This is a genomic window from Microbacterium sp. MM2322, from assembly GCF_964186585.1.
In the GTDB taxonomy this organism is placed as follows: Bacteria; Actinomycetota; Actinomycetes; order Actinomycetales; family Microbacteriaceae; genus Microbacterium.
The window spans coordinates 1454225-1473647 of the sequence record NZ_OZ075067.1 but is presented as its reverse complement, the minus strand read 5'-3'; the positions used below and the strand labels follow the sequence as shown (position 1 = coordinate 1473647).

19 protein-coding genes are annotated in these 19423 nt (G+C 69.8%); all 19 read right to left on the bottom strand.

Annotation, left to right across the window (positions count from 1 at the left end; all coding sequences use genetic code 11):
- The 19 genes from acs to aroC all read right to left on the bottom strand — a co-directional run bounded on the left by acs (position 1) and on the right by aroC (position 19419).
- Positions 1-2016 (bottom strand): acetate--CoA ligase, encoded by a 2016-nt coding sequence (gene acs / locus ABQ271_RS07200; RefSeq protein ID WP_349310785.1) that lies wholly within the window; start codon positions 2014-2016, stop codon positions 1-3.
- Positions 2013-2837, bottom strand: coding sequence for an ABC transporter permease (locus tag ABQ271_RS07195; protein WP_349310784.1), 825 nt, complete (start codon positions 2835-2837; stop codon positions 2013-2015). Before ABQ271_RS07195 ends, acs begins: the two co-directional genes overlap by 4 nt.
- A gap of 2 nt (positions 2838-2839) precedes the next feature.
- Positions 2840-3862: an aliphatic sulfonate ABC transporter substrate-binding protein gene (locus ABQ271_RS07190; RefSeq protein ID WP_349310783.1), complete on the bottom strand. Its 1023-nt coding sequence runs from the start codon at positions 3860-3862 to the stop codon at positions 2840-2842.
- Positions 3859-4698, bottom strand: a complete 840-nt coding sequence (locus tag ABQ271_RS07185) for an ABC transporter ATP-binding protein (protein ID WP_349310782.1) — start codon at positions 4696-4698, stop codon at positions 3859-3861. The genes ABQ271_RS07190 and ABQ271_RS07185 overlap by 4 nt, the downstream gene beginning before the upstream one ends.
- 84 nt (positions 4699-4782) lie before the next feature.
- Entirely contained in the window at positions 4783-5679 is an 897-nt protein-coding gene (gmk, locus tag ABQ271_RS07180; RefSeq protein WP_349310781.1) for a guanylate kinase, read from the bottom strand.
- Positions 5672-6535 carry an orotidine-5'-phosphate decarboxylase gene (gene pyrF, locus ABQ271_RS07175; protein ID WP_349310780.1) on the bottom strand — a complete coding sequence of 288 codons (864 nt, stop codon included), beginning with the start codon at positions 6533-6535 and terminating at the stop codon, positions 5672-5674. Before pyrF ends, gmk begins: the two co-directional genes overlap by 8 nt.
- Entirely contained in the window at positions 6532-9819 is a 3288-nt protein-coding gene (gene carB / locus ABQ271_RS07170) for a carbamoyl-phosphate synthase large subunit (RefSeq protein WP_349310779.1), read from the bottom strand. The genes pyrF and carB overlap by 4 nt, the downstream gene beginning before the upstream one ends.
- Positions 9812-10975, bottom strand: a complete 1164-nt coding sequence (gene carA / locus ABQ271_RS07165; protein ID WP_349310778.1) for a glutamine-hydrolyzing carbamoyl-phosphate synthase small subunit — start codon at positions 10973-10975, stop codon at positions 9812-9814. The genes carB and carA overlap by 8 nt, the downstream gene beginning before the upstream one ends.
- A complete protein-coding gene (locus ABQ271_RS07160) occupies positions 10972-11496 on the bottom strand; it encodes a hypothetical protein (protein ID WP_349310777.1) in 525 nt (174 codons plus the stop codon). The genes carA and ABQ271_RS07160 overlap by 4 nt, the downstream gene beginning before the upstream one ends.
- Positions 11493-12800: a dihydroorotase gene (locus tag ABQ271_RS07155; RefSeq protein WP_349310776.1), complete on the bottom strand. Its 1308-nt coding sequence runs from the start codon at positions 12798-12800 to the stop codon at positions 11493-11495. Before ABQ271_RS07155 ends, ABQ271_RS07160 begins: the two co-directional genes overlap by 4 nt.
- Positions 12797-13768 carry an aspartate carbamoyltransferase catalytic subunit gene (locus ABQ271_RS07150; RefSeq protein ID WP_349310775.1) on the bottom strand — a complete coding sequence of 324 codons (972 nt, stop codon included), beginning with the start codon at positions 13766-13768 and terminating at the stop codon, positions 12797-12799. The genes ABQ271_RS07155 and ABQ271_RS07150 overlap by 4 nt, the downstream gene beginning before the upstream one ends.
- Positions 13765-14295 (bottom strand): bifunctional pyr operon transcriptional regulator/uracil phosphoribosyltransferase PyrR, encoded by a 531-nt coding sequence (gene pyrR / locus ABQ271_RS07145; RefSeq protein ID WP_349310774.1) that lies wholly within the window; start codon positions 14293-14295, stop codon positions 13765-13767. Before pyrR ends, ABQ271_RS07150 begins: the two co-directional genes overlap by 4 nt.
- Before the next feature lie 225 nt (positions 14296-14520).
- Positions 14521-14928, bottom strand: coding sequence for a transcription antitermination factor NusB (gene nusB / locus ABQ271_RS07140; protein ID WP_036308954.1), 408 nt, complete (start codon positions 14926-14928; stop codon positions 14521-14523).
- A gap of 7 nt (positions 14929-14935) precedes the next feature.
- Positions 14936-15496 carry an elongation factor P gene (gene efp, locus ABQ271_RS07135; RefSeq protein WP_349310773.1) on the bottom strand — a complete coding sequence of 187 codons (561 nt, stop codon included), beginning with the start codon at positions 15494-15496 and terminating at the stop codon, positions 14936-14938.
- A gap of 90 nt (positions 15497-15586) precedes the next feature.
- Complete coding sequence (gene aroQ, locus ABQ271_RS07130) at positions 15587-16033, bottom strand: type II 3-dehydroquinate dehydratase (RefSeq protein ID WP_349310772.1); 447 nt, start codon at positions 16031-16033, stop codon at positions 15587-15589.
- A 9-nt stretch (positions 16034-16042) separates the two neighbouring features.
- Positions 16043-16588, bottom strand: a complete 546-nt coding sequence (locus ABQ271_RS07125) for a GNAT family N-acetyltransferase (RefSeq protein WP_349310771.1) — start codon at positions 16586-16588, stop codon at positions 16043-16045.
- Positions 16585-17664 carry a 3-dehydroquinate synthase gene (gene aroB, locus ABQ271_RS07120; protein WP_349310770.1) on the bottom strand — a complete coding sequence of 360 codons (1080 nt, stop codon included), beginning with the start codon at positions 17662-17664 and terminating at the stop codon, positions 16585-16587. The genes ABQ271_RS07125 and aroB overlap by 4 nt, the downstream gene beginning before the upstream one ends.
- Positions 17661-18206 carry a shikimate kinase gene (locus tag ABQ271_RS07115; RefSeq protein WP_349310769.1) on the bottom strand — a complete coding sequence of 182 codons (546 nt, stop codon included), beginning with the start codon at positions 18204-18206 and terminating at the stop codon, positions 17661-17663. Before ABQ271_RS07115 ends, aroB begins: the two co-directional genes overlap by 4 nt.
- Complete coding sequence (gene aroC / locus ABQ271_RS07110) at positions 18193-19419, bottom strand: chorismate synthase (RefSeq protein ID WP_349310768.1); 1227 nt, start codon at positions 19417-19419, stop codon at positions 18193-18195. The genes ABQ271_RS07115 and aroC overlap by 14 nt, the downstream gene beginning before the upstream one ends.
- Positions 19420-19423: the final 4 nt, after the last annotated feature.

Below are 19423 nucleotides of genomic sequence, written 5' to 3'. Positions count from 1 at the left end.
TCACGCCGCGGCCAGGGCGGCGGCGATGCGAGCGACGGCGTCGGGATTCTGCAGCGAGGTCGTGTCGCCGAGGGGGGCGGGTTCGCGACCCGCGCGGCGGTCCTGTTCGGCCTCCCACAGCTCTGCGAGCAGGCGGCGGAGGATCTTGCCGGACCGGGTCTTGGGGAGGTCGGGAACGACGATGACGTGACGGGGCTTCGCCACGGGGCCGATCTCGCGCGCAACGTGCGATCGGAGGTCAGCCGGGTCGGGGTCCCCCGCCCCCGAGGGGACGACGAACGCGGCGACGGCGTGGCCGGTGATCGCGTCGACGACCGCGGTCGTCCCCGCCTCGCCGACGGAATCGTGGGCGACGAGCGCCGATTCGATCTCGATCGTCGACAGGCGGTGTCCCGACACGTTCACGACGTCGTCGAGCCGCCCGAGGATCCAGATGTGGCCGTCGGCGTCGCGGGTCGCCCCGTCGCCGGCGACGTAGTACCCGCCGTGCTCACCGTGCCCCGCGTAGGCAGCCCAGTACGAATCGCGGTACCGCTCGGGGTGTCCCCACACCGTCCGCGCCATCCCGGGCCACGGCCGACGGACGACGAGTGTCCCCGAGCGACCGGGCTCGACCTCGCGTCCGTCGGAATCGACCACCGCGGCATCGATACCGGGAAGCGGCACCGTCGCGGACCCGGGCTTGAGGGTCGTGACACCCGGCAGCGGCGCGATCATCGCGGCACCGGTCTCGGACTGCCACCACGTGTCGACGACCGGCACCTCGTCCCGACCGAAGTTGCGACGGAACCACACCCACGCGGCGGGATTGATGGCCTCGCCCACGGTTCCGAGCAGCCGGATGCTCGACAGATCGTGGCCGGCAGGAAGCGCGTCTCCGAACCACGTCATGAAGGTCCGGATGAGGGTGGGCGCCGTGTAGTAGACCGTCACCCCGTAACGCTCGATGATCTCGAGATGGCGCTCGCGGTGCGGGGCATCCGGTGTGCCCTCGTAGATCACCTGGGTGAGCCCGTTCGAGAGCGGTCCGTAGATCTCGTAGGTGTGCGCTGTGACCCACGCGAGGTCGGCCGTGCACCAGTGGACGTCGTCGGGCTTCGCGTCGAAGTGCGCCCAGTGCGCCCAGCTCGCGTGCGTGAGGTAGCCGCCCGAGGTGTGGACGAGTCCCTTCGGCTTCCCGGTCGTCCCGGACGTGTAGATGATGAACAGCGGATGCTCGGCGTCGAACGCCGGCGCGTCGTGCACGGGCGACGCCGTGTCGACGACGTCGTGCCACCAGACGTCGCGGCCGTGGGTCCAGGCGACATCTGCACCGGTGCGGCGGACCACGAGCACGTGTTCGAGATCGGGCAGGCCCGAGGCAGCGGCATCCGCGGCGGACTTCACCTCGACCGCTCCCCCGCGGCGGAACTGGCCGTCGCTCGTGACGAGCAGCTTCGCGCCCGTGTCCTCGAGTCGGAACCGCACGGCCTCCGCCGAGAATCCGCCGAAGACGAGCGAGTGGACGGCGCCGACGCGCGCGCACGCGAGCGCGATGACGACCGTCTCGACGAGGACAGGCAGGTAGACGACGACGCGGTCACCGGGTTGGATGCCGAGGCCGATGAGGGCGTTCGCCGCTTGAGACACGCGCCGCTGCAGGTCGGCGTAGGTGACCGAGTCGCGATCGCCGGGCTCGCCTTCGAAGTGGAGCGCGATCTTCTCGCCGCGACCGGCGGCGACGTGGCGGTCCACGCAGTTGACGGCGACGTTCAGAGTCCCCCCGTCGAACCATCGTGCGGCGGGGACGGAGAGCTCGCCCTCGACGGCCCGGACGGGCGGACGCCAGTCGAGCGCCGTGTGCCAGGGGGTGATCCACTCCAGACGCCGCGCAGCCGCCTCCCAGAACGCGATCGGGTCAGCAGACCCCTCGGCGTACGCGACTTCCGTCACGTTCGCCTGCGCCGCGAACGCGGCGGGCGCCGGGTAGGTGCGAGTCTCGACGAGGCGCAGCTCGTCGGTGGAGTGAGCAGTCATGCCCATTTCCTCAACAGGCGCCGCTCGAGGAGGGTGACCAGCGCATTGGAGAGGGTGCCGAGAGTCGCCAGCACGACGATCGCGAGGAAGATCCGATCCACACGGCCGGTGCTCTGCGCGTCGGTGAGGAGGAAACCGAGGCCCATCGAGGCGGCGAGGAGTTCGGCCGCCACCAAGAAGAGCCACGCCTGGGCAAGCGCGAGTCGGAGACCGGAGATGAGCGAAGGAACGGTGGCGGGCAACTGGACCGAGCGGAAGAGTTCCCAGCCGCGCAGACCGAAGGAGCGTCCCATCTCCACGAGATGCGGATCAACCTTCCGGAGCGCGCCGGCGACGGTCGTGAAGAGAGGGAAGAACGCGCCGATCGCGACGAGGGTCACTTTCGAGTCCTCTCCGATTCCCATCCACAGCATCAGCAGCGGGACGAGAGCCAGGGACGGAATGGCGCGGAACGCCGCGAGAATGGGGCTCAGAAGCACGTCCCCGGAGCGGGTGAGACCCACGACCGCAGCGACAGCGAGTCCCACCAGCGAACCGAACACGAACCCGAGGAACACTCGCTGAACCGAGATGGCGACGTGACGCCATAGGGAGCCGTCTGCCGCCAGCTGTACCGCCGCGTTGACGACGTCGATGGGTGCCGGCAGCCGGTAGGTCGGGATGAGCCCGAACCCCGTGACGGCCTGCCACAGCGCGAGGACTGCGAGGGGAACGACGAGACCGCCGACGATACGAACGCTCGTCCGCGACCAGAACGGCGGCACCGCCGACGCGCCCGAAGGCGCCGCGGCGGTGGTGGTCGCCTCTGCGGAGGCCGTCATACTCAGCCCGCCGCCTTCTCGGCGAACGTCGGCTCGATGATCGTGTCGAGCGCCTTGTCGACGGCATCCTGCCCACCGGTGACCGCGTCGGAATCGACGAGGACCGGCGCGATCTTCTTGAGGACGGCCAGCTGGGCGTCGCCCGGGATGCCGCTCACGTCGAGGTTCGACCGCTCGGCGATCACGGTGGTGGCGACCTTCGGGTCGATGCCGGCGACGTCGGCGAGGAGGTCAGCGGTCTTCTCCGGGTTCGCGATCGCCCACGTACGGGCCTCTTCGTAGGCGTCGACGACGACCTGAGCGACGTCCTTGTGGTCGGTGAGGAACTCCTCCGTCGCGTTGAGGAAACCGTAGGAGTTGAAGTCGACGTTCCGGTAGATGAGCTTGTCGCCCGACTCCACCTCGGCGGCAGCCATGATCGGGTCGAGGCCCGCCCACGCGTCGACCGATCCGCCGTCGAGCGCCGAACGTCCGTCTGCGTGTTGCAGGTTCTGCACGTCGACGTCCGTGACGCTGAGCCCAGCGGTCTCGAGTGCCTGAAGAAGGAAGAAGTAAGGGTCGGTCCCGCTCGTCGCGGCGACCTTCTTGCCCTTGAGGTCCGCGACCGACGTGATGTCGCTGTCCGGGCCGACGACGATGGCCGACCACTCGGGCTGCGAGTACACGTCGATGACCTTGATCGGCGATCCGTTCGCCCGGGCGAGCAGCGCGGCCGAACCGGCCGTCGAACCGACGTCGAGGGCGCCGGCGCGGAGGAGTTCGTTCGCCTTGTTCGATCCTGCGGACTGCGTCCACTCGACGTCGACATCGTCGCCCAGCGCCTTCTCGATGAGGCCCTGGTCCTTCACGACGAGGCTGAGGGGGTTGTAGGTGGCGAAGTCGATCGACAGCGTGTCGGTCGACCACTTGCCGCTCTCACCGGAGGTCGAACTGGCGTTCTCGCCGGCGAGGCATCCCGTCGCCATGAGCATCACCACGGCACCCACGGCGAGGGCGGGAACGGTGCGGCGGGTGAGGGTGCTCATCGGGTCTCCTGAGGGGTTGAGCGGTGGGTGTCTACGCCGAGTCCGTCGAGGAGTTCGGCGCGAAGGTTCGTGAAACCGCGATCGGCGCGGTCACGGGGACGGATGCCGGGGACCTCGATCGCGCGTGCGATCGAGGAGTCCTCGGAGCCCGCGTCGATGGCGCGCAGCTGCAGCACGCGATCGGCGAGGTACAACGCTTCTTCGACGTCGTGTGTGACGAGCACGACGGTCGTGGGCTCGGTGGAGTGGATATCGAGGAGGAGGTCCTGCATCCGAAGCCGCGTCAGCGCGTCGAGCGCACCGAACGGCTCGTCGAGGAGGAGTACCTCGGGGCCACGAGCGAGCGCACGGGCCAGCGAGGCGCGCTGGGCCATGCCGCCCGAGACCTCGCGGGGGCGGAGCCCGGCGGCGCCCGTCAGCCCGACGAGTTCGAGGAGTTCCGCGACGCGGGACGCGACCTCGGCCCGTGGCGTGCCGCGCGGCATCCCGAGTTCGACGTTCTGAGCGATGGAGCGCCACGGGAGCAGGCGCGGCTCCTGGAAGGCGACGGCCGTGCGGTCGTCGGTGTCGCGGAGCGGCGTGCCGTCGACGGTCACGGAGCCGTCTGTCGGCACGTCGAGGCCGGCGAGCAGGCGCAGGAGCGTGGACTTACCGCAGCCCGACGGTCCGATGACGGCGATGATCTCCCCCGGTTCGAACGCGAGGTCGATTCCGCGAAGAACGGGAACGGGCGCGGCCGCTCCAGGGAAGGTCCGACTCACGCCCGACAGCGAGACGGCGCCGCGGGGAGCGGGCGCGCTCCGGGCAGCGTCGGAGGCGGTGAGGACGGCGGACATGCGTCCAGCCTCCCGGACCGCGCCCTGTCGACCACATCGAACGTAACGCGGTGAAATGAAGCGGCATCGGGTGCCGCCTCGGGGTCAGCTCGCGAGTCGCGCGATCTCCGCAGCAGCCCGCGCGACGTCGTCGTTCACGACGCGATAGTCGAATTCGCCCTGCGAGGCGAGCTCGATGCGGGCGGTCTTCAGGCGTCGCGCGCGCTCCTCCTCGCCCTCGGTCCCGCGACCGACGAGGCGGTTCACGAGTTCGTCCCAGCTGGGCGGCAGGAGGAAGACGAGGGTCGCATCGGGCGCGGCGGCGCGCACCTGACGGGCGCCCTGGAGGTCGATCTCGAGAAGGACCGTCCGCCCCTCCGCGAGGGCGGCGTCGATCGGCCGACGGGGTGTGCCGTACCGGTAGGCGTTGTGAACCGTGGCGTGCTCGAGGAGTTCCCCGTCACGGACCAGCCGATCGAACTCGGCATCGTCGACGAAGAAGTAGTGCTCCCCTTCGACCTCCCCCGGTCGAGCGGGACGCGTCGTCGCAGAGACCGAGAGCAGGATCTCGGGGTGGTGTTCCTTGATGTGCGCCGCAACGGTGCCCTTGCCGACCGCCGTGGGTCCGGCGAGGACGATCAGGCGGCTCCGGGCCTCTCGTGCGCTCGGCTCCGGCAGCCGGCGGTCGAGGTAGTCCTGCAGGACGGTCCGCTGACGGATGCCGAGTCCGCCGATCTTCTTCACCGGCGCGATCTGCAGGTCGGCCAGGATGCGGTCCCGCTTGCCCTCTCCGATCGCGGGGATCGCGGTGAGGAACTCGGTCACCCGCATCGCGGCTGCCGCCGACTGCGGCTCGGCCCACGCCCGGCGGAGGAGGTCCTGCGGGCTGATGACCCGGGTCGACACGTCGCGCTTCAGGGCGGCGCGCTCGCGGCGGGCGGCGACGGCGCGGCGTGACGCCGCAGCGCGATCGACCTCGGGAGGGGTACGGGAGTCAGGCATGTCGGGCGTCCTGGAGTTCTGAATTGTGGGTGTCGATGGCGGCGGCGATCCCGTCGGGACCGGCACCGAGGATGCTGCGGCTCGCACTGGCGAGCACCTGCGGCGCCAGGGCGCCGAATCGCTCGGAGATGTCGGAGAGGCGCGCGCCCTGTGCTCCGAACCCGGGGGCGAGGAGAGACGCACGCTGCAGCGACGCATCGGTCAGACCGAGATCGGCGCGCTCCACTGTAGCCCCGACGACGAAGCCCACCGGACCGAAGCGGTCGTCGCCGACGACAGCGGACGAGTTGGCGGATCCGGCGCGCTGGGCGACCCAGTCCGCGACCGTCTGGCCGCGCTCCGCATCGACCGCCGTGAGCTCGGCGGATTGCAGTCCGGCGGCCTCGGGGTTGCTCGTCGCTGCCAGGACGTAGATGCCCTTGCCCTCGCGGACGGCGGTGGCGATCGTGCCGCGGAGCGAGTCGGGGCCGAGGTACGGACTGACTGTCACGGCATCCGCTTCGAGAGGCGATCCGGCCGACAGCCACGCCTCTGCGTATCCGTCCATCGTCGTCCCGATGTCGCCGCGCTTGGCGTCGGCGATCACGATCAGACCGGCGGCGCGGGCGGTGCCGATGACCTCCTCGAGTGCGGCGTATCCCGCAGAACCGTACCGCTCGAAGAACGCGACCTGCGGCTTGACGACTCCCACCCGGGTGCGGGCGGCATCCACCACGCGCAGCCCGAACTCCCGGACCCCCGCGGCGGATGCCGGGAGCCCCCACGCGTCCAGAAGAGACGCGTGGGGGTCGATCCCGACGCACAGCGGACCGCGGGCGTCGACCGCCGCGGCCAGCCGCGAACCGAATGAGGTCACACCGACGCCTTCCGGTCGGCGGCGTATTCCTGCAGGCTCCGAACCGAGAAGCCCTCGCGGAGCACCGGCATCGCCGACACCGCCGCCCCGAGCACAGCCATCGTGGTGAAGAGCGCCTTGTCTGCGGCCACCGCAGCCGCACGGATCTCGTACCCGTCGGCTCGCGCGATCCCGCCCGAGGGGGTGTTCACGACGATGTCGATCTCGCCCGCGTTGATGAGGTCGACGACGTTCTGCTCGCCGGAGCCCTGCGTCTCGGAGTACTTCGACACCACCTTCACCGTGATGCCGTTTCGGGCCAGGATCTCGGCCGTGCCCTCCGTCGCAATGAGCGTGTAGCCGAGCTCCTGCAGCCGGTGGGCGGGCAGGATGACAGCGCGCTTGTCGTCGTCGGCAACCGAGAGGAAGACGGTGCCAGAGGTCGGCATCCCGCCGTAGGCCGCGGCCTGGCTCTTCGCGAACGCCGTCGGGAAGTCGCGGTCGATGCCCATGACTTCGCCCGTCGAGCGCATCTCGGGCCCGAGCACCGAGTCCACGGTGCGACCGTCCGCGGTCCGGAACCGCTTGAACGGCAGCACGGCCTCCTTCACGGCGACCGGCGCGTCGAGCGGCACGCGCGAGCCGTCCTGCTCGGGCAGCAGACCCTCGGCGATCAGGTCGGCGATCGACGAGCCCGCCATGATGCGGCTCGCGGCCTTGGCCATCGGGATGCCGAGAGCCTTCGACACGAACGGAACCGTGCGCGAGGCGCGGGGGTTCGCCTCGATGACGTACAGGACGCCGGCGGACACGGCGAACTGGACGTTCAGGAGGCCGCGGACGCCGACACCCTCGGCGATCGCGTGCGTCGCGATGCGCACGCGGTCGATCTCGCCGCGGCCGAGCGACATGGGCGGCAGAGTGCACGACGAGTCGCCGGAGTGGATGCCGGCCTCTTCGAGGTGCTCCATGACGCCGCCGATGTAGAGCTGCTCGCCGTCGAAGAGGGCGTCGACGTCGATCTCCACCGCGTCGTCGAGGAACCGGTCGACCAGCAGCGGAGCGTCGTCGCGGATGATCGCCTGGTCCGCGATGCGGACGAAGTAGTCGCGCAGGCTCGCGGTGTCGTACACGATCTCCATGCCGCGCCCGCCGAGGACGAAGCTGGGCCGCACGAGCACCGGGTACCCGATCTCCTCTGCGATGGCGACGGCGCCGGCCTCATTCGTCGCCGTGCCGTGCCGGGGCGCGGTGAGACCGGCCCGGTCGAGCAGCTGCGAGAACTGCTCGCGCTCTTCGGCGATGTCGATGGCGGCGGGCTTCGTGCCGAGGATCGTGTAGCCGGCAGCCTCGATGCCCTTCGCGAGGCCGAGCGGCGTCTGACCACCGAGCTGGCAGATGACCCCGACGATCTCACCGGACTGCGCTTCGGCGTGGAGCACCTCGAGGACGTCCTCGAGGGTCAGCGGCTCGAAGTAGAGGCGGTCGCTGGTGTCGTAGTCGGTCGAGACCGTCTCGGGGTTGCAGTTGACCATGACGGTCTCGTACCCGGCATCCGACAGGGCGAAGGATGCGTGGACGCACGAGTAGTCGAACTCGACACCCTGGCCGATGCGGTTCGGGCCCGACCCGATGATGACCACCTTCCGGCCCTCGCTCGGCATCACCTCGGTCTCGCGGTCGTACGAGGAGTAGTGATATGGCGTGAGCGCCGGGAACTCCCCCGCGCACGTGTCGACGGTCTTGTAGACGGGACGCAGTCCGAAGCCGTGACGGATGCCGCGCACCTCCGCTTCGCCGAGATCGCGGAGCTCCGCGATCTGCACGTCGCTGAAGCCGTGGTCCTTCGCGAGGCGCAGGATGTCCTCGGTCAGCGCGTCGGCCTCGCGGATGTACTCGGCGACCTCGTTGATGAGGATCATCTGGTCGAGGAACCAGGGGTCGATGGCCGTCGCCTCGAAGGCCTGCTCCAGCGTGGCGCCCTTGCGGAGAGCCTGCTGCAGCACGACGATGCGGCCGTCGGTGGGCGTCTTCGCGATCTCGAGAAGCTCCTCGGCGGAACGCTCCTCCGGCCCCCAATGGAAGCTGGACCCGCGCTTCTCGAGCGAACGCAGCGCCTTCTGCAGCGCCGTCGCGTAGTTGCGCCCGATCGCCATCGCCTCGCCGACCGACTTCATGGTCGTCGTGAGCGTCGTGTCGGCGGCGGGGAACTTCTCGAAGTTGAACCGCGGCACCTTGACGACGACGTAGTCGAGCGTCGGCTCGAAGCTCGCCGGCGTCGCCTTCGTGATGTCGTTCTGCACTTCGTCGAGGCGGTAGCCGATCGCGAGCTTCGCGGCGAGCTTGGCGATCGGAAAGCCCGTCGCCTTCGACGCGAGAGCCGACGACCGCGAGACGCGCGGGTTCATCTCGATGACGATGATGCGACCGGATGCCGGGTCCACCGCGAACTGGATGTTGCATCCGCCGGTGTCGACGCCGACGGCGCGGATGATGTCGATGCCGATGTCGCGGAGCTTCTGGTACTCGCGGTCGGTGAGCGTGAGTGCGGGAGCGACCGTGATCGAGTCGCCTGTGTGCACGCCGACAGGGTCCACGTTCTCGATCGAGCAGACCACGACGACGTTGTCCGCGTTGTCGCGCATGACCTCGAGCTCGTACTCCTTCCACCCGAGGATCGACTCCTCCAGGAGCACTTCGTGCGTCGGCGAGTCCCGGAGTCCCGCGCCGGCGATGCGGCGGAGGTCCTGCTCGTCGTAGGCGAAGCCCGAACCCAGCCCGCCCATCGTGAACGAAGGGCGGACGACCAGCGGATAGCCGAGCTCGGCAGCGCCGGCGAGGACCTCGTCCATCGACGTGCAGATCCGGCTGTCGGCGACGTCGGCACCGGAGTCGAGCACGAGCTGCTTGAAGATCTGGCGATCCTCGCCCTTGTTGATCGCCTCGAGGTTCGCCCCGATCAGCTCGACGTCGTACTTCTCGAGGACGCCGTGCTGGTCGAGCTGAATCGCGGCGTTCAGCGCGGTCTGACCACCCAGGGTGGGAAGGATCGCGTCGGGCCGCTCCTTCGCGATGATGGTCTCGAGGACCTGCCACGTGATCGGCTCGACGTAGGTCGCGTCGGCGAAGTCGGGGTCGGTCATGATCGTGGCCGGGTTCGAGTTCACGAGGATGACGCGGACGCCCTCCTCGCGCAGCACGCGGCACGCCTGAGTGCCGGAGTAGTCGAACTCGCAGGCCTGACCGATGACGATCGGGCCGGAACCGATGACGAGGACGCTGTGGATGTCGTCGCGCTTAGGCATTCTTCTTGCTCTCCTGGGTGGCGATCACGAGGTCGCGGAAGCGGTCGAACAGGTAGTTGGCGTCGTGCGGGCCGGCGGCGGCCTCGGGGTGGTACTGCACGCTGAACGCCGGCAGGTCGAGGGCGCGGAGTCCCTCGACGACGTTGTCGTTGAGGCCGACGTGGCTGACCTCGACGCGGCCGTAGCCGTGGGGGCTGTCGATGATGCCTTCGATCGGCGCGTCGACGGCGAAACCGTGGTTGTGAGCGGTGATCTCGACGCGACCGGTCGTCTTGTCGAGGACGGGCTGGTTGATGCCGCGGTGTCCGAACGGCAGCTTGTACGTGCCGAACCCGAGGGCGCGGCCGAACAGCTGGTTGCCGAAGCAGATCCCGAAGAAGGGCAGCCCCGCATCCAGCACTTCGCGCAGCAGCGCGACGTGACGATCGGATGCCGCCGGGTCACCGGGGCCGTTCGAGTAGAAGACCGCGACCGGGTCGATCGCCTGGATGTCGGCGAACGAGATCGACTGCGGGAGGACGTGCACCTCGAAGCCCCGTGCGGCGAGGTTGTTCACCGTGGCCTGCTTGACGCCGAGGTCGAGGATCGCGAGGTTGCCGACCTTCTCGCCGACGGCGGGGGTCACCTCGGCGGCCGGAACGGAGACGTCCGCAGACAGGTTCTGACCGCTCATCTCCGGCGCTTCGCGCACGATGCGCAGCTGCTCGTCGTCGGTCAGGGACACGGCATCCCCTGAGAAGACGCCGCCGCGCATCGAACCCGTCGAGCGCAGGACACGGGTGACCGCGCGCGTGTCGATGCCGCTGATGCCGACGATGTCATCGCGGACGAGGGCGTCCTCGAGGGAATGGTCGGCGCGCCAGTTCGACACGATGCGCGAGGGGTCGCGGACGATATAGCCCGACACCCAGATGCGCCGGGACTCGGGGTCCTCGGCGTTCATGCCGGTGTTGCCGATGTGCGGGGCGGTCTGGAGGACGATCTGCCCGGCGTAGGAGGGATCGGTGATCGTCTCCTGGTATCCGGTCATCGCCGTCGCGAAGACGACCTCGCCGAGCGTGGTGCCGCGTGCGCCATAGGCGTGTCCGGGGTGTCGGGAACCGTCTTCGAGGACGAGGACGGCGGGTTCGGGAGCTTGGAATCTCTGAATACTCATGCGTCGCTTCCGGGAGTGTGCGGGGAGGAGAGGGAGGTGGTCAGGAGCGGACGGATCGCGTCGGTGAGCGAGCGGGCCGAGGCATCCTGCGGTCTGAGGTAGCTGTCGACGATCGTGCCCTCCGGCGTCGTCCAGACGAGACGGACAAGTCCGTCCCGCTCGACGACACGGTCGATCGCGACCGTGGCCTGACCGACCGAGACGAGTGCGCCCGCCGCGAGGAAGATCCGCGGCTGGCCGGTGAGGTCGAGCGCGACCCCGCGGTCGGTCACGGTGACGTCGACACGGGAACGGAAGGCGAGCCCGCGGATGGCGAGACGCTCGAGGGCGTCGTCGTGACGCGTCGTCGCGACGTACAGCCCTTCCGAACGCAGCACCGTCGTGGCGCCGTCCGGGGCATCGCCCACGGGGACGGTCAGGCCCGCATCCCGCTTCGATCGTCGTCGCCAGGCGACGAGGCCGATCACGATGAGGAGAGCCGCGACCGCCGCCATGACGAGGCTGGCGGCCTCGCGGGTCACGGGGCGACCTCGTCGACGACGGCGCCGTCCGCGACGGTCTGCCTGCCGCGGAAGAACGTCGCTCGCACCTCACCCGGCAGGTCGCGTCCGAGATAGGGCGAGTTGACGCTACGCCCCTGAAGGTCGTCCGTGCGGAAGGTGCGGACCGGAGCGGCGTCGTAGAGGGCGAGGGATGCCGGGGCTCCGACCGCGATCGGGGTGCCGGCATCCGCCAGTCGGCCGATGCGCGCCGGGGTCGTCGACATGACGCGGGCGACGTCGGCCCAGTCGAGCAGCCCCGTCTCGACCATGGCCGCGTGGACGACGCGGAGGGCGGATTCGAGCCCCACCATCCCGTTCGCGGCGGCCTGCCACTCGCAGGTCTTCGCCTCGGCGGGGTGCGGCGCGTGGTCGGTCGCGACGATGTCGATCGTGCCGTCGGCGAGACCTTCGCGGACCGCGAGCACGTCCTCATCGCGGCGGAGCGGCGGGTTCACCTTGAAGCGCGGGTCGTACCCACGGACGAGGTCCTCGGTGAGCAGCAGGTGGTGCGGGGTGACCTCGGCGGTGACGGTGATGCCGCGCTTCTTCGCCCACCGGATGAGGTCGACCGAACCGGCCGTCGAGAGGTGGCACACGTGCAGCCGTGACCCGACGTGCTCAGCGAGGAGCACGTCGCGGGCGATGATCGACTCCTCCGCGACGGCGGGCCAGCCGGTGAGACCGAGTTCCGCCGAGACGGTGCCCTCGTTCATCTGGGCGCCCTCGGTGAGACGCGGGTCCTGCGCGTGCTGCGCGACGACGCCGTCGAACGACTTCACGTACTCGAGCGCGCGCCGCATGATGAGCGGGTCGAAGACGCAGAAGCCATCGTCGCTGAACACCCGGACGCGGGCACGCGACGATGCCATCGCGCCGAGTTCGGCGAGCCGCTCGCCCTTCTGCCCGACGGTGACCGCACCGATCGGCTGCACGTGCGCGTAGCCGGCGGCCTCGCCCAGGGCGAGCTCCTGCTCGACGACGCCCGCCGTGTCGGCGACGGGCGACGTGTTCGGCATGGCGAAGACGGTGGTGAATCCACCCGCGGCCGCCGCGCGGGATCCGCTGAGGATCGTCTCGGACGCCTCATAGCCCGGTTCGCGCAGGTGGGTGTGCAGGTCGACCAGGCCCGGCAGCGCGATCAGGCCGTCGGCATCCACTGTCCGGGCACCGGCAGAGCTCAGCCCCGAGCCGAGTTCGGTGATGACACCGCCCTTGATCAGGATGTCGGCGGCGACGCCGCCGCCCTGGATCCGCGCCCCGCGGATGAGGATGCTCTCGCTCATCGGGCCTCCTCCTGTGGGTGGGTGGTGGGTCGCTCCCCCGCCAGGAGCAGGTAGAGCGCCGCCATGCGGACCGAGACACCGTTCGCGACCTGTTCGAGCACGGTCGAGCGTGGCGAATCGGCGGCGTCGGCGGAGATCTCCAGACCCCGGTTCATGGGTCCGGGGTGCATCACAATGCTAGCGCTCGGAAGAGCGGCCACTCGCGCGGCATCCAATCCCCAGCGGCGCGAATACTCCCGTTCAGTGGGGAAATAGGCCGCGTTCATCCGCTCCAGCTGGATGCGGAGCATCATTACCGCATCCGGGGCCGTCGCGATCGCCTCGTCGAGGTCGTAGGCGATCGTCACCGGCCACGCCGAGACATCCTGGGGGACGAGAGTGGGGGGCGCCACGAGAGTGACCGTCGCGCCGAGCGTCGTCAGCAGCCACACGTTCGAGCGAGCGACGCGCGAGTGCAGGATGTCGCCGACGATCGCGACGTGCAAGCCGGTCAGGTCGCGACCCCGGCTGTCCTCCCCGAAGAAGCGCTTGCGGATCGTGAAGGCGTCGAGGAGCGCCTGGGTCGGGTGCTCGTGCGTGCCGTCCCCCGCGTTCAGGACGCCTGCGGAGATCCAGCCGCTCGTCGCGAGGGTGTGCGGTGCGCCCGATGCGCCGTGACGGATGACGACCGCATCGGCCCCCATGGCCTGCAGGGTCTGCGCGGTGTCCTGCAGGGACTCCCCCTTCGAGACCGACGACCCCTTGGCCGAGAAGTTGATCACATCGGCGGAGAGGCGCTTCGCGGCAGCCTCGAAGGAGATGCGGGTACGGGTCGAGTCCTCGAAGAACAGGTTGACGACCGTCTTGCCGCGGAGCGTCGGGAGCTTCTTGATCTCGCGGGACTGCGTGTCGCGCATGTCTTCGGCCACGTCGAGGATGCGGAGCGCGTCCTCGCGGGCAAGGGTGCGGGTGTCGAGAAGGTGTCTCATGACGCGATCGTCACCTCTTCGGCGCCGTCGACGTCGGCGAGGCGCACGTTGACGCGCTCCTCCCGGGCACTCGGCAGGTTCTTGCCGACGAAGTCCGGGCGGATCGGCAGCTCGCGGTGGCCGCGGTCGACGAGGATGGCGAGTCGCACGACGGCGGGGCGACCGATGTCCTGCAGCGCATCGAGCGCGGCGCGGATGGACCGGCCGGAGAAGAGCACGTCGTCGACGAGCACGACGGTCTTCGCGTCGATCCCCTCGGCCGGGATCTCGGTCGGGCGCGGCGTCCGCGTCGGGTTCCGGTGCAGATCGTCGCGGTACATCGTCACATCGAGAGAACCCACCGGGACGTCGGCTCCGGTGAACGACGCGATCAGAGCGCCGATGCGTTCCGCGAGGGTGACACCACGGGTGGGGATCCCGAGGAGCACGAGCCCGTCGGGGCCCTTGTTCGACTCGAGGATCTCGTGAGAGATGCGCGTGAGTGCTCGGGCGATGTCAGCGTCATGCAGAACGATGCGCGAAGTCATCCGCCGCTCCCTTCTCCGCCTCACAGGACGGTGTTAAAGGTTGCTGGTACGAGACCACTCTAGCGGGGCCGGGCGGTCGGCCGCGGCATCCGTCCGCGCTCACCCCGCGCCCGACCCGCCCGCTCCGACGAGAAACGGCATCCCGGTCGAGAAACGACGCGAAGTCGCGTGTCTCTGTCGGGATGCCGTTTGTCGGTGCAGGTGCCGGGGTCACCGGGCCTCGGGTCAGGAGCGCGCGATGCGTCCGAGCACGCCGTGGACGAACGAGCCGGAGTCGTCGGTCGAGAACTCCTTGGCGAGTTCCACGGCCTCGTCGATCGCGACGGCGGTGGGCACCTGGTCGTTGTGCAGGATCTCCCACACGCCGATGCGGAGGATCGCGCGGTCGAGCGCCGGCATCCGCTCGAGCTTCCAATCGCGAGCGTGCGTGACGATCTGCTCGTCGATCTCGCTCTGCGCGTCGATGACGCCGTCCACGATCTCGCGGGCGTACAGCCACGACGCCTCGCGGGCCGGTTCGCTCGCCGCACGCTTCGCCTCGGCGGCGAGCGTCACGGCGAGGTCATCGCCGCGGATGTCGGACTGGTAGAGGATGTCGAGGGCGCGCTTGCGCGCCTTGCTCCGTGCGCTCATCGACGGGTCAGCTCACGCGGCCGAGGTAGTCCCCGGTGCGCGTGTCGACCTTGACCTTCGTACCCTGCTCGACGAACAGCGGAACCTGGATCTCGTGTCCCGTCTCGAGCGTCGCGGGCTTGGTGCCGGCCGACGAGCGGTCGCCCTGCAGGCCCGGCTCGGTGTACGTGATCTCGAGGACGACGGAGGCGGGGAGATCGATGTAGAGCGGGTTGCCGTTGTTCAGCGCGATCTGGACCTGCTGGTTCTCGAGCAGGTAGTGCGCGGCGTCGCCGACGACCGTGGCCGAGACGTTCAGCTGGTCGTAGTCGGCGACGTCCATGAACACGAAGTTCTCGCCGTCGTTGTAGAGGTAGGTGAAGTCGCGGCGGTCGACGTTCTCGATCTCGATCTTCGCGCCGGCGTTGTACGTGCGGTCGACGGTCTTGCCGGAGACGACGTTCTTGAGCTTCGTGCGGACGAACGCGCCACCCTTGCCGGGCTTCACGTGCTGGAACTCGATGACGTTCCAGAGCTGTCCGTCGATGGACAGGACGACGCCGTTCTTGATGTCTGCAGTGGATGCCATGAGAGTGCGGTTTTCCGTTCGGTGTATGCGGGGCCAGAGCGGCCGACGATCGATTCTACGGGATGCCGCGGCATCCGCCCCGGGAAACGGTCAGCCCGCGAGCGTCGCGATGAGCGCGCGGGTCGCCTCCGCGTAGCCTGCGACGCCGCGCCCGACGACGTGGACGACGGCGACATCGGCGACATAGGAGTGGTGGCGGAAGGGCTCGCGAGCCATCACATCCGAGATGTGGACCTCGGCGACGGGCAGCGCCACGCCCGACAGCGCGTCGCGGAGCACGACCGAGGTGTGCGTCAGTCCGCCGGGGTTGATGACGATCCCCGCGCAGTCGCCCCGGGCTGCGTGGATCGCGTCGATGAGGACGCCCTCGTGATTGCTCTGCACCGAGCGGACCTCGAAGCCGTGCTCAGCCGCGGTCCGCTCGACGAGTGTTTCGACATCGGCGATCGTCTCGTGCCCGTACACGTCGGGTTCGCGGATGCCGAGGAGGTTCAGGTTCGGGCCGTTGACGAGCAGCAGGCGGCGGGATGTCGGCACGAGAGCACCCTACTCGGCCGGGCGGTGCATCTGGATCTCGCGGCCGGCGTCGACATCGACCACGAGTCCCGTCGGGATGAACCCGAGCCGGCGGTAGGCCGCCTGCGCGCGGGCGTTGTCGACGTGCACCTCGAGGGTGAGCCCGTCCGCGCCCACGGCGACGGCCCACGCGGATGCTGCCTCCACGAGCGCGTCGAGGACGCCCTGCCCGCGGTGGTCGGCATCGACGAAGACCCCGACGAGGTCCGCCTGCGGCGCGCTCACGGCGCGACCGACGGTGTCGGTGTCACCCGGCGCCCGGAGGAGCACCGACACCGACCCGACCCACGTCTCCCCCGCGTCGCCGGCGACGACGGCGACGAACTGCGCCGCGTTCTCGCCGATCGCGGCGCCCGCCGCCCGCATCTGCCAGAAGTCATCGCTCCGGGCGAGCGCGGCGTCAACGGAGTCGAGGAAGGCGATCGGGGCGGCCGGGTCCCGGAGCGCCCGGATGCGGATGTCGCGGACCTCGCGCCATTCCTGCAACCGGATGCGGCGGACCGCGGCATCCGTCACCCGGCGATCTCCTGGTAGGCCGCGAACATCAGCGACTCGTCGGGAGCCTGCATGACGGTCGGCTTGCCGATCGCGTCGAGGACGATGAAGCGGAGCATTCCGGCGCGGGACTTCTTGTCGCGCTGCATGACGCCCAGCAGGTGCTGCCACCCGTCCATCCGGTACGTCGTCGGAAGGCCCAGGAGGTCGAAGATGCGACGGTGCCGGGCGACGTCCTCATCGGACAGGCGGCCGGCGAGGCGCGACAGTTCCGCGACGTACATCATGCCGATCGAGATCGCGGCGCCGTGACGCCAGCGGTAGCGCTCTGCGTGCTCGATCGCATGGCCGAGGGTGTGTCCGTAGTTCAGGTACTCCCGGACGCCCGCCTCGCGGAAGTCCTCGCTCACGACGCGCGCCTTCATCTCGATGGCGAGCTCGACGCAGCGGCGGAACTCGTCACTGGTCGGGTCGATCGCCGCCTCGGGATCGCGCTCGACGATGTCGAGGATCTCGGGGAACCAGATGAATCCCGCTTTCACGACCTCGGCGAAACCGGCCACGATCTCGTTGCGCGGGAGCGTGTCGAGGACGTCCAGGTCGCAGATCACCGAGCGCGGCGCCCAGAAGGCACCCACGAGGTTCTTGCCCTCGGCGGTGTTGAGCCCGGTCTTGCCGCCGACAGCCGCATCCACCATCCCGAGCACGGTCGTCGGAATCTGCACGATCTGCACGCCCCGGAGCCAGGATGCCGCGACGAACCCGGCGAGATCCGTCACGGCTCCCCCGCCGAAGCCGATGACGGCGTCTGTCCGGGTGAAGTCGGCCTGCCCCATGACCTGCCAGCAGAAGGCGGCGACCTCGATGCGCTTGGCGTCCTCGGCATCCGGCACCTCGGCGATGAGCACCTCGAGCGACCCGTCCGCGACGAGCAGGTCACGGAGGTCGGAGGCCTTCGCACCGAGGCGCGGCGTGTGGACGATCAGCACCTTCTTCACCGTGGGCGCGAGGTGGTCTCGGACGCCCGCCAGCAGGCCTCGGCCCACGTGGATGTCGTAGGGGGTCGTGCCGGTGACGCTGATGGTGGTGTGGGTCATGGGGTGACTCCCGAGGGGTCGGCGGCGGGCTCTGCCCAGTCCGCGATGGCGATCACGATGTTCTCGAGCGGCCCCGACGACGTGTCGAAGGTCGCGTCGGCGACGGATTCGTAGACGGGGCGGCGTTCGGCGTAGATGCGCTCCCACCTCTGGATGGGCGTCTCGTCGTCGCCTGCCAGCAGAGGCCGGGATGCCGCTGCCCCGAGGCGGCGCGCGACGACACGCGGGGCGACGGTGAGAAGCGCCACCCGGTGGCTCCGGAGTCGCTCCCGCGTGGCCTCGTCGAGCACCGCCCCGCCGCCGAGCGAGACGACGCCGCCGCTCTGGAGAGCCTCCGCGACGGCATCCCGTTCGAGAGTGCGGAAGTGGGGCTCGCCGTGCGCGGCGAACAGCTCGGCGATCGGTCCGTGGGCGCGCACGATCATGGCGTCGGTGTCGCGGAAGACCCGCCCGAGCCGCTTCGCGACGCGCTTGCCGACACTCGTCTTCCCGGCCCCCATGGGGCCGATGAGCACGATCGCGCGCGGGTCAGGCGAGGTCATGCGCGAGGAGGGCCGCCTCCGACGCAGGAGTCGTCTTCAGCGTCTCGGGGATCGCCGCGAGGTAGGTCTCGACGTTGCGCCGGGTCTCGCGGATGCTGTCCCCGCCGAACTTCTCGAGCACAGCGTCGGCGAGCACGATCGCGACCATCGCCTCGGCGACGACGCCCGCAGCCGGAACGGCGCAGACGTCGGAACGCTGGTGATGGGCCGCGGCGGTCTCACCGGTCGCGACATCGACCGTCCGCAGCGCGTGCGGGATGGTGGCGATCGGCTTCATGCCGGCGCGGACACGAAGGACGGTTCCGGTGGACATGCCGCCTTCGGTGCCACCGGCGCGGTCGGAGGCACGGGTGATGCCGTCGGTCGTCACGAAGAGCTCGTCATGGGCAGCGGACCCTCGCCGGCGCGTGGTCTCGAACCCGTCGCCGACCTCGACGCCCTTGATCGCCTGGATACTCATGAGAGCCTGGGCCAGCTTCCCGTCGAGGCGACGGTCCCAGTGGACGTGAGACCCGAGCCCCGGCGGCAGGCCGTAGGCGAGGACTTCGACGATGCCGCCGAGCGTGTCGCCGTCCTTTTTCGCGGCGTCGACCTCGGCGACCATCCGCTCGGACGTCGCGGCGTCGAAGCACCGGAGCGGATCGGCGTCGAGTGCGTCGACGTCGTCGGGGCCGGGCAGTTCGGAACCCTCGGGCACCTGGACGGGGCCGATCGAGAGCGTGTGGCTCACGAGGCGGATGCCGAGCTCGGACAGGAATCCCCGCGCAATGGCGCCCAGCGCGACGCGCGCGGCCGTCTCCCGGGCGCTCGCGCGCTCGAGGATCGGACGGGCCTCGTCGAAGTCGTACTTCTGCATGCCGACAAGATCGGCGTGACCGGGACGAGGACGTGTGAGCGCCGCGCCACGGCCACGCGAACGCTCGGTCAGGTCGATGGGTTCAGGGCTCATGACCTCGACCCACTTCGGCCATTCGGTGTTGCCGATGCGCAGAGCGATGGGGCTCCCGAGCGACAGGCCGTGGCGGACGCCGCCGGAGAGGGCGAGCTCGTCCTCCTCGAACTTCATCCGCGAGCCGCGGCCATAGCCGAGCTTGCGTCGAGCCAGGTCGGCGCGGATCGCGTCGAGCGAGACGGGGACGCCGGAGGGCAGGCCCTCCATGATGGCGACGAGTTCGGGGCCGTGGGATTCGCCGGCGGTCAGGACGCGGAGCATTGCC

Excerpts from the sequence above, each read along its gene's own strand:
- acs (WP_349310785.1), bottom strand. The coding sequence starts at position 2,016 with ATGACTGCTCACTCCACCGACGAGCTGCGCCTCGTCGAGACTCGCACC.
- ABQ271_RS07195 (WP_349310784.1), bottom strand. The coding sequence starts at position 2,837 with ATGACGGCCTCCGCAGAGGCGACCACCACCGCCGCGGCGCCTTCGGGC.
- ABQ271_RS07190 (WP_349310783.1), bottom strand. The coding sequence starts at position 3,862 with ATGAGCACCCTCACCCGCCGCACCGTTCCCGCCCTCGCCGTGGGTGCC.
- ABQ271_RS07185 (WP_349310782.1), bottom strand. The coding sequence starts at position 4,698 with ATGTCCGCCGTCCTCACCGCCTCCGACGCTGCCCGGAGCGCGCCCGCT.
- gmk (WP_349310781.1), bottom strand. The coding sequence starts at position 5,679 with ATGCCTGACTCCCGTACCCCTCCCGAGGTCGATCGCGCTGCGGCGTCA.
- carB (WP_349310779.1), bottom strand. The coding sequence starts at position 9,819 with ATGCCTAAGCGCGACGACATCCACAGCGTCCTCGTCATCGGTTCCGGC.
- carA (WP_349310778.1), bottom strand. The coding sequence starts at position 10,975 with ATGAGTATTCAGAGATTCCAAGCTCCCGAACCCGCCGTCCTCGTCCTC.
- ABQ271_RS07155 (WP_349310776.1), bottom strand. The coding sequence starts at position 12,800 with ATGAGCGAGAGCATCCTCATCCGCGGGGCGCGGATCCAGGGCGGCGGC.
- ABQ271_RS07150 (WP_349310775.1), bottom strand. The coding sequence starts at position 13,768 with ATGAGACACCTTCTCGACACCCGCACCCTTGCCCGCGAGGACGCGCTC.
- pyrR (WP_349310774.1), bottom strand. The coding sequence starts at position 14,295 with ATGACTTCGCGCATCGTTCTGCATGACGCTGACATCGCCCGAGCACTC.
- nusB (WP_036308954.1), bottom strand. The coding sequence starts at position 14,928 with ATGAGCGCACGGAGCAAGGCGCGCAAGCGCGCCCTCGACATCCTCTAC.
- efp (WP_349310773.1), bottom strand. The coding sequence starts at position 15,496 with ATGGCATCCACTGCAGACATCAAGAACGGCGTCGTCCTGTCCATCGAC.
- aroB (WP_349310770.1), bottom strand. The coding sequence starts at position 17,664 with ATGACCCACACCACCATCAGCGTCACCGGCACGACCCCCTACGACATC.
- ABQ271_RS07115 (WP_349310769.1), bottom strand. The coding sequence starts at position 18,206 with ATGACCTCGCCTGACCCGCGCGCGATCGTGCTCATCGGCCCCATGGGG.
- aroC (WP_349310768.1), bottom strand. The coding sequence starts at position 19,419 with ATGCTCCGCGTCCTGACCGCCGGCGAATCCCACGGCCCCGAACTCGTC.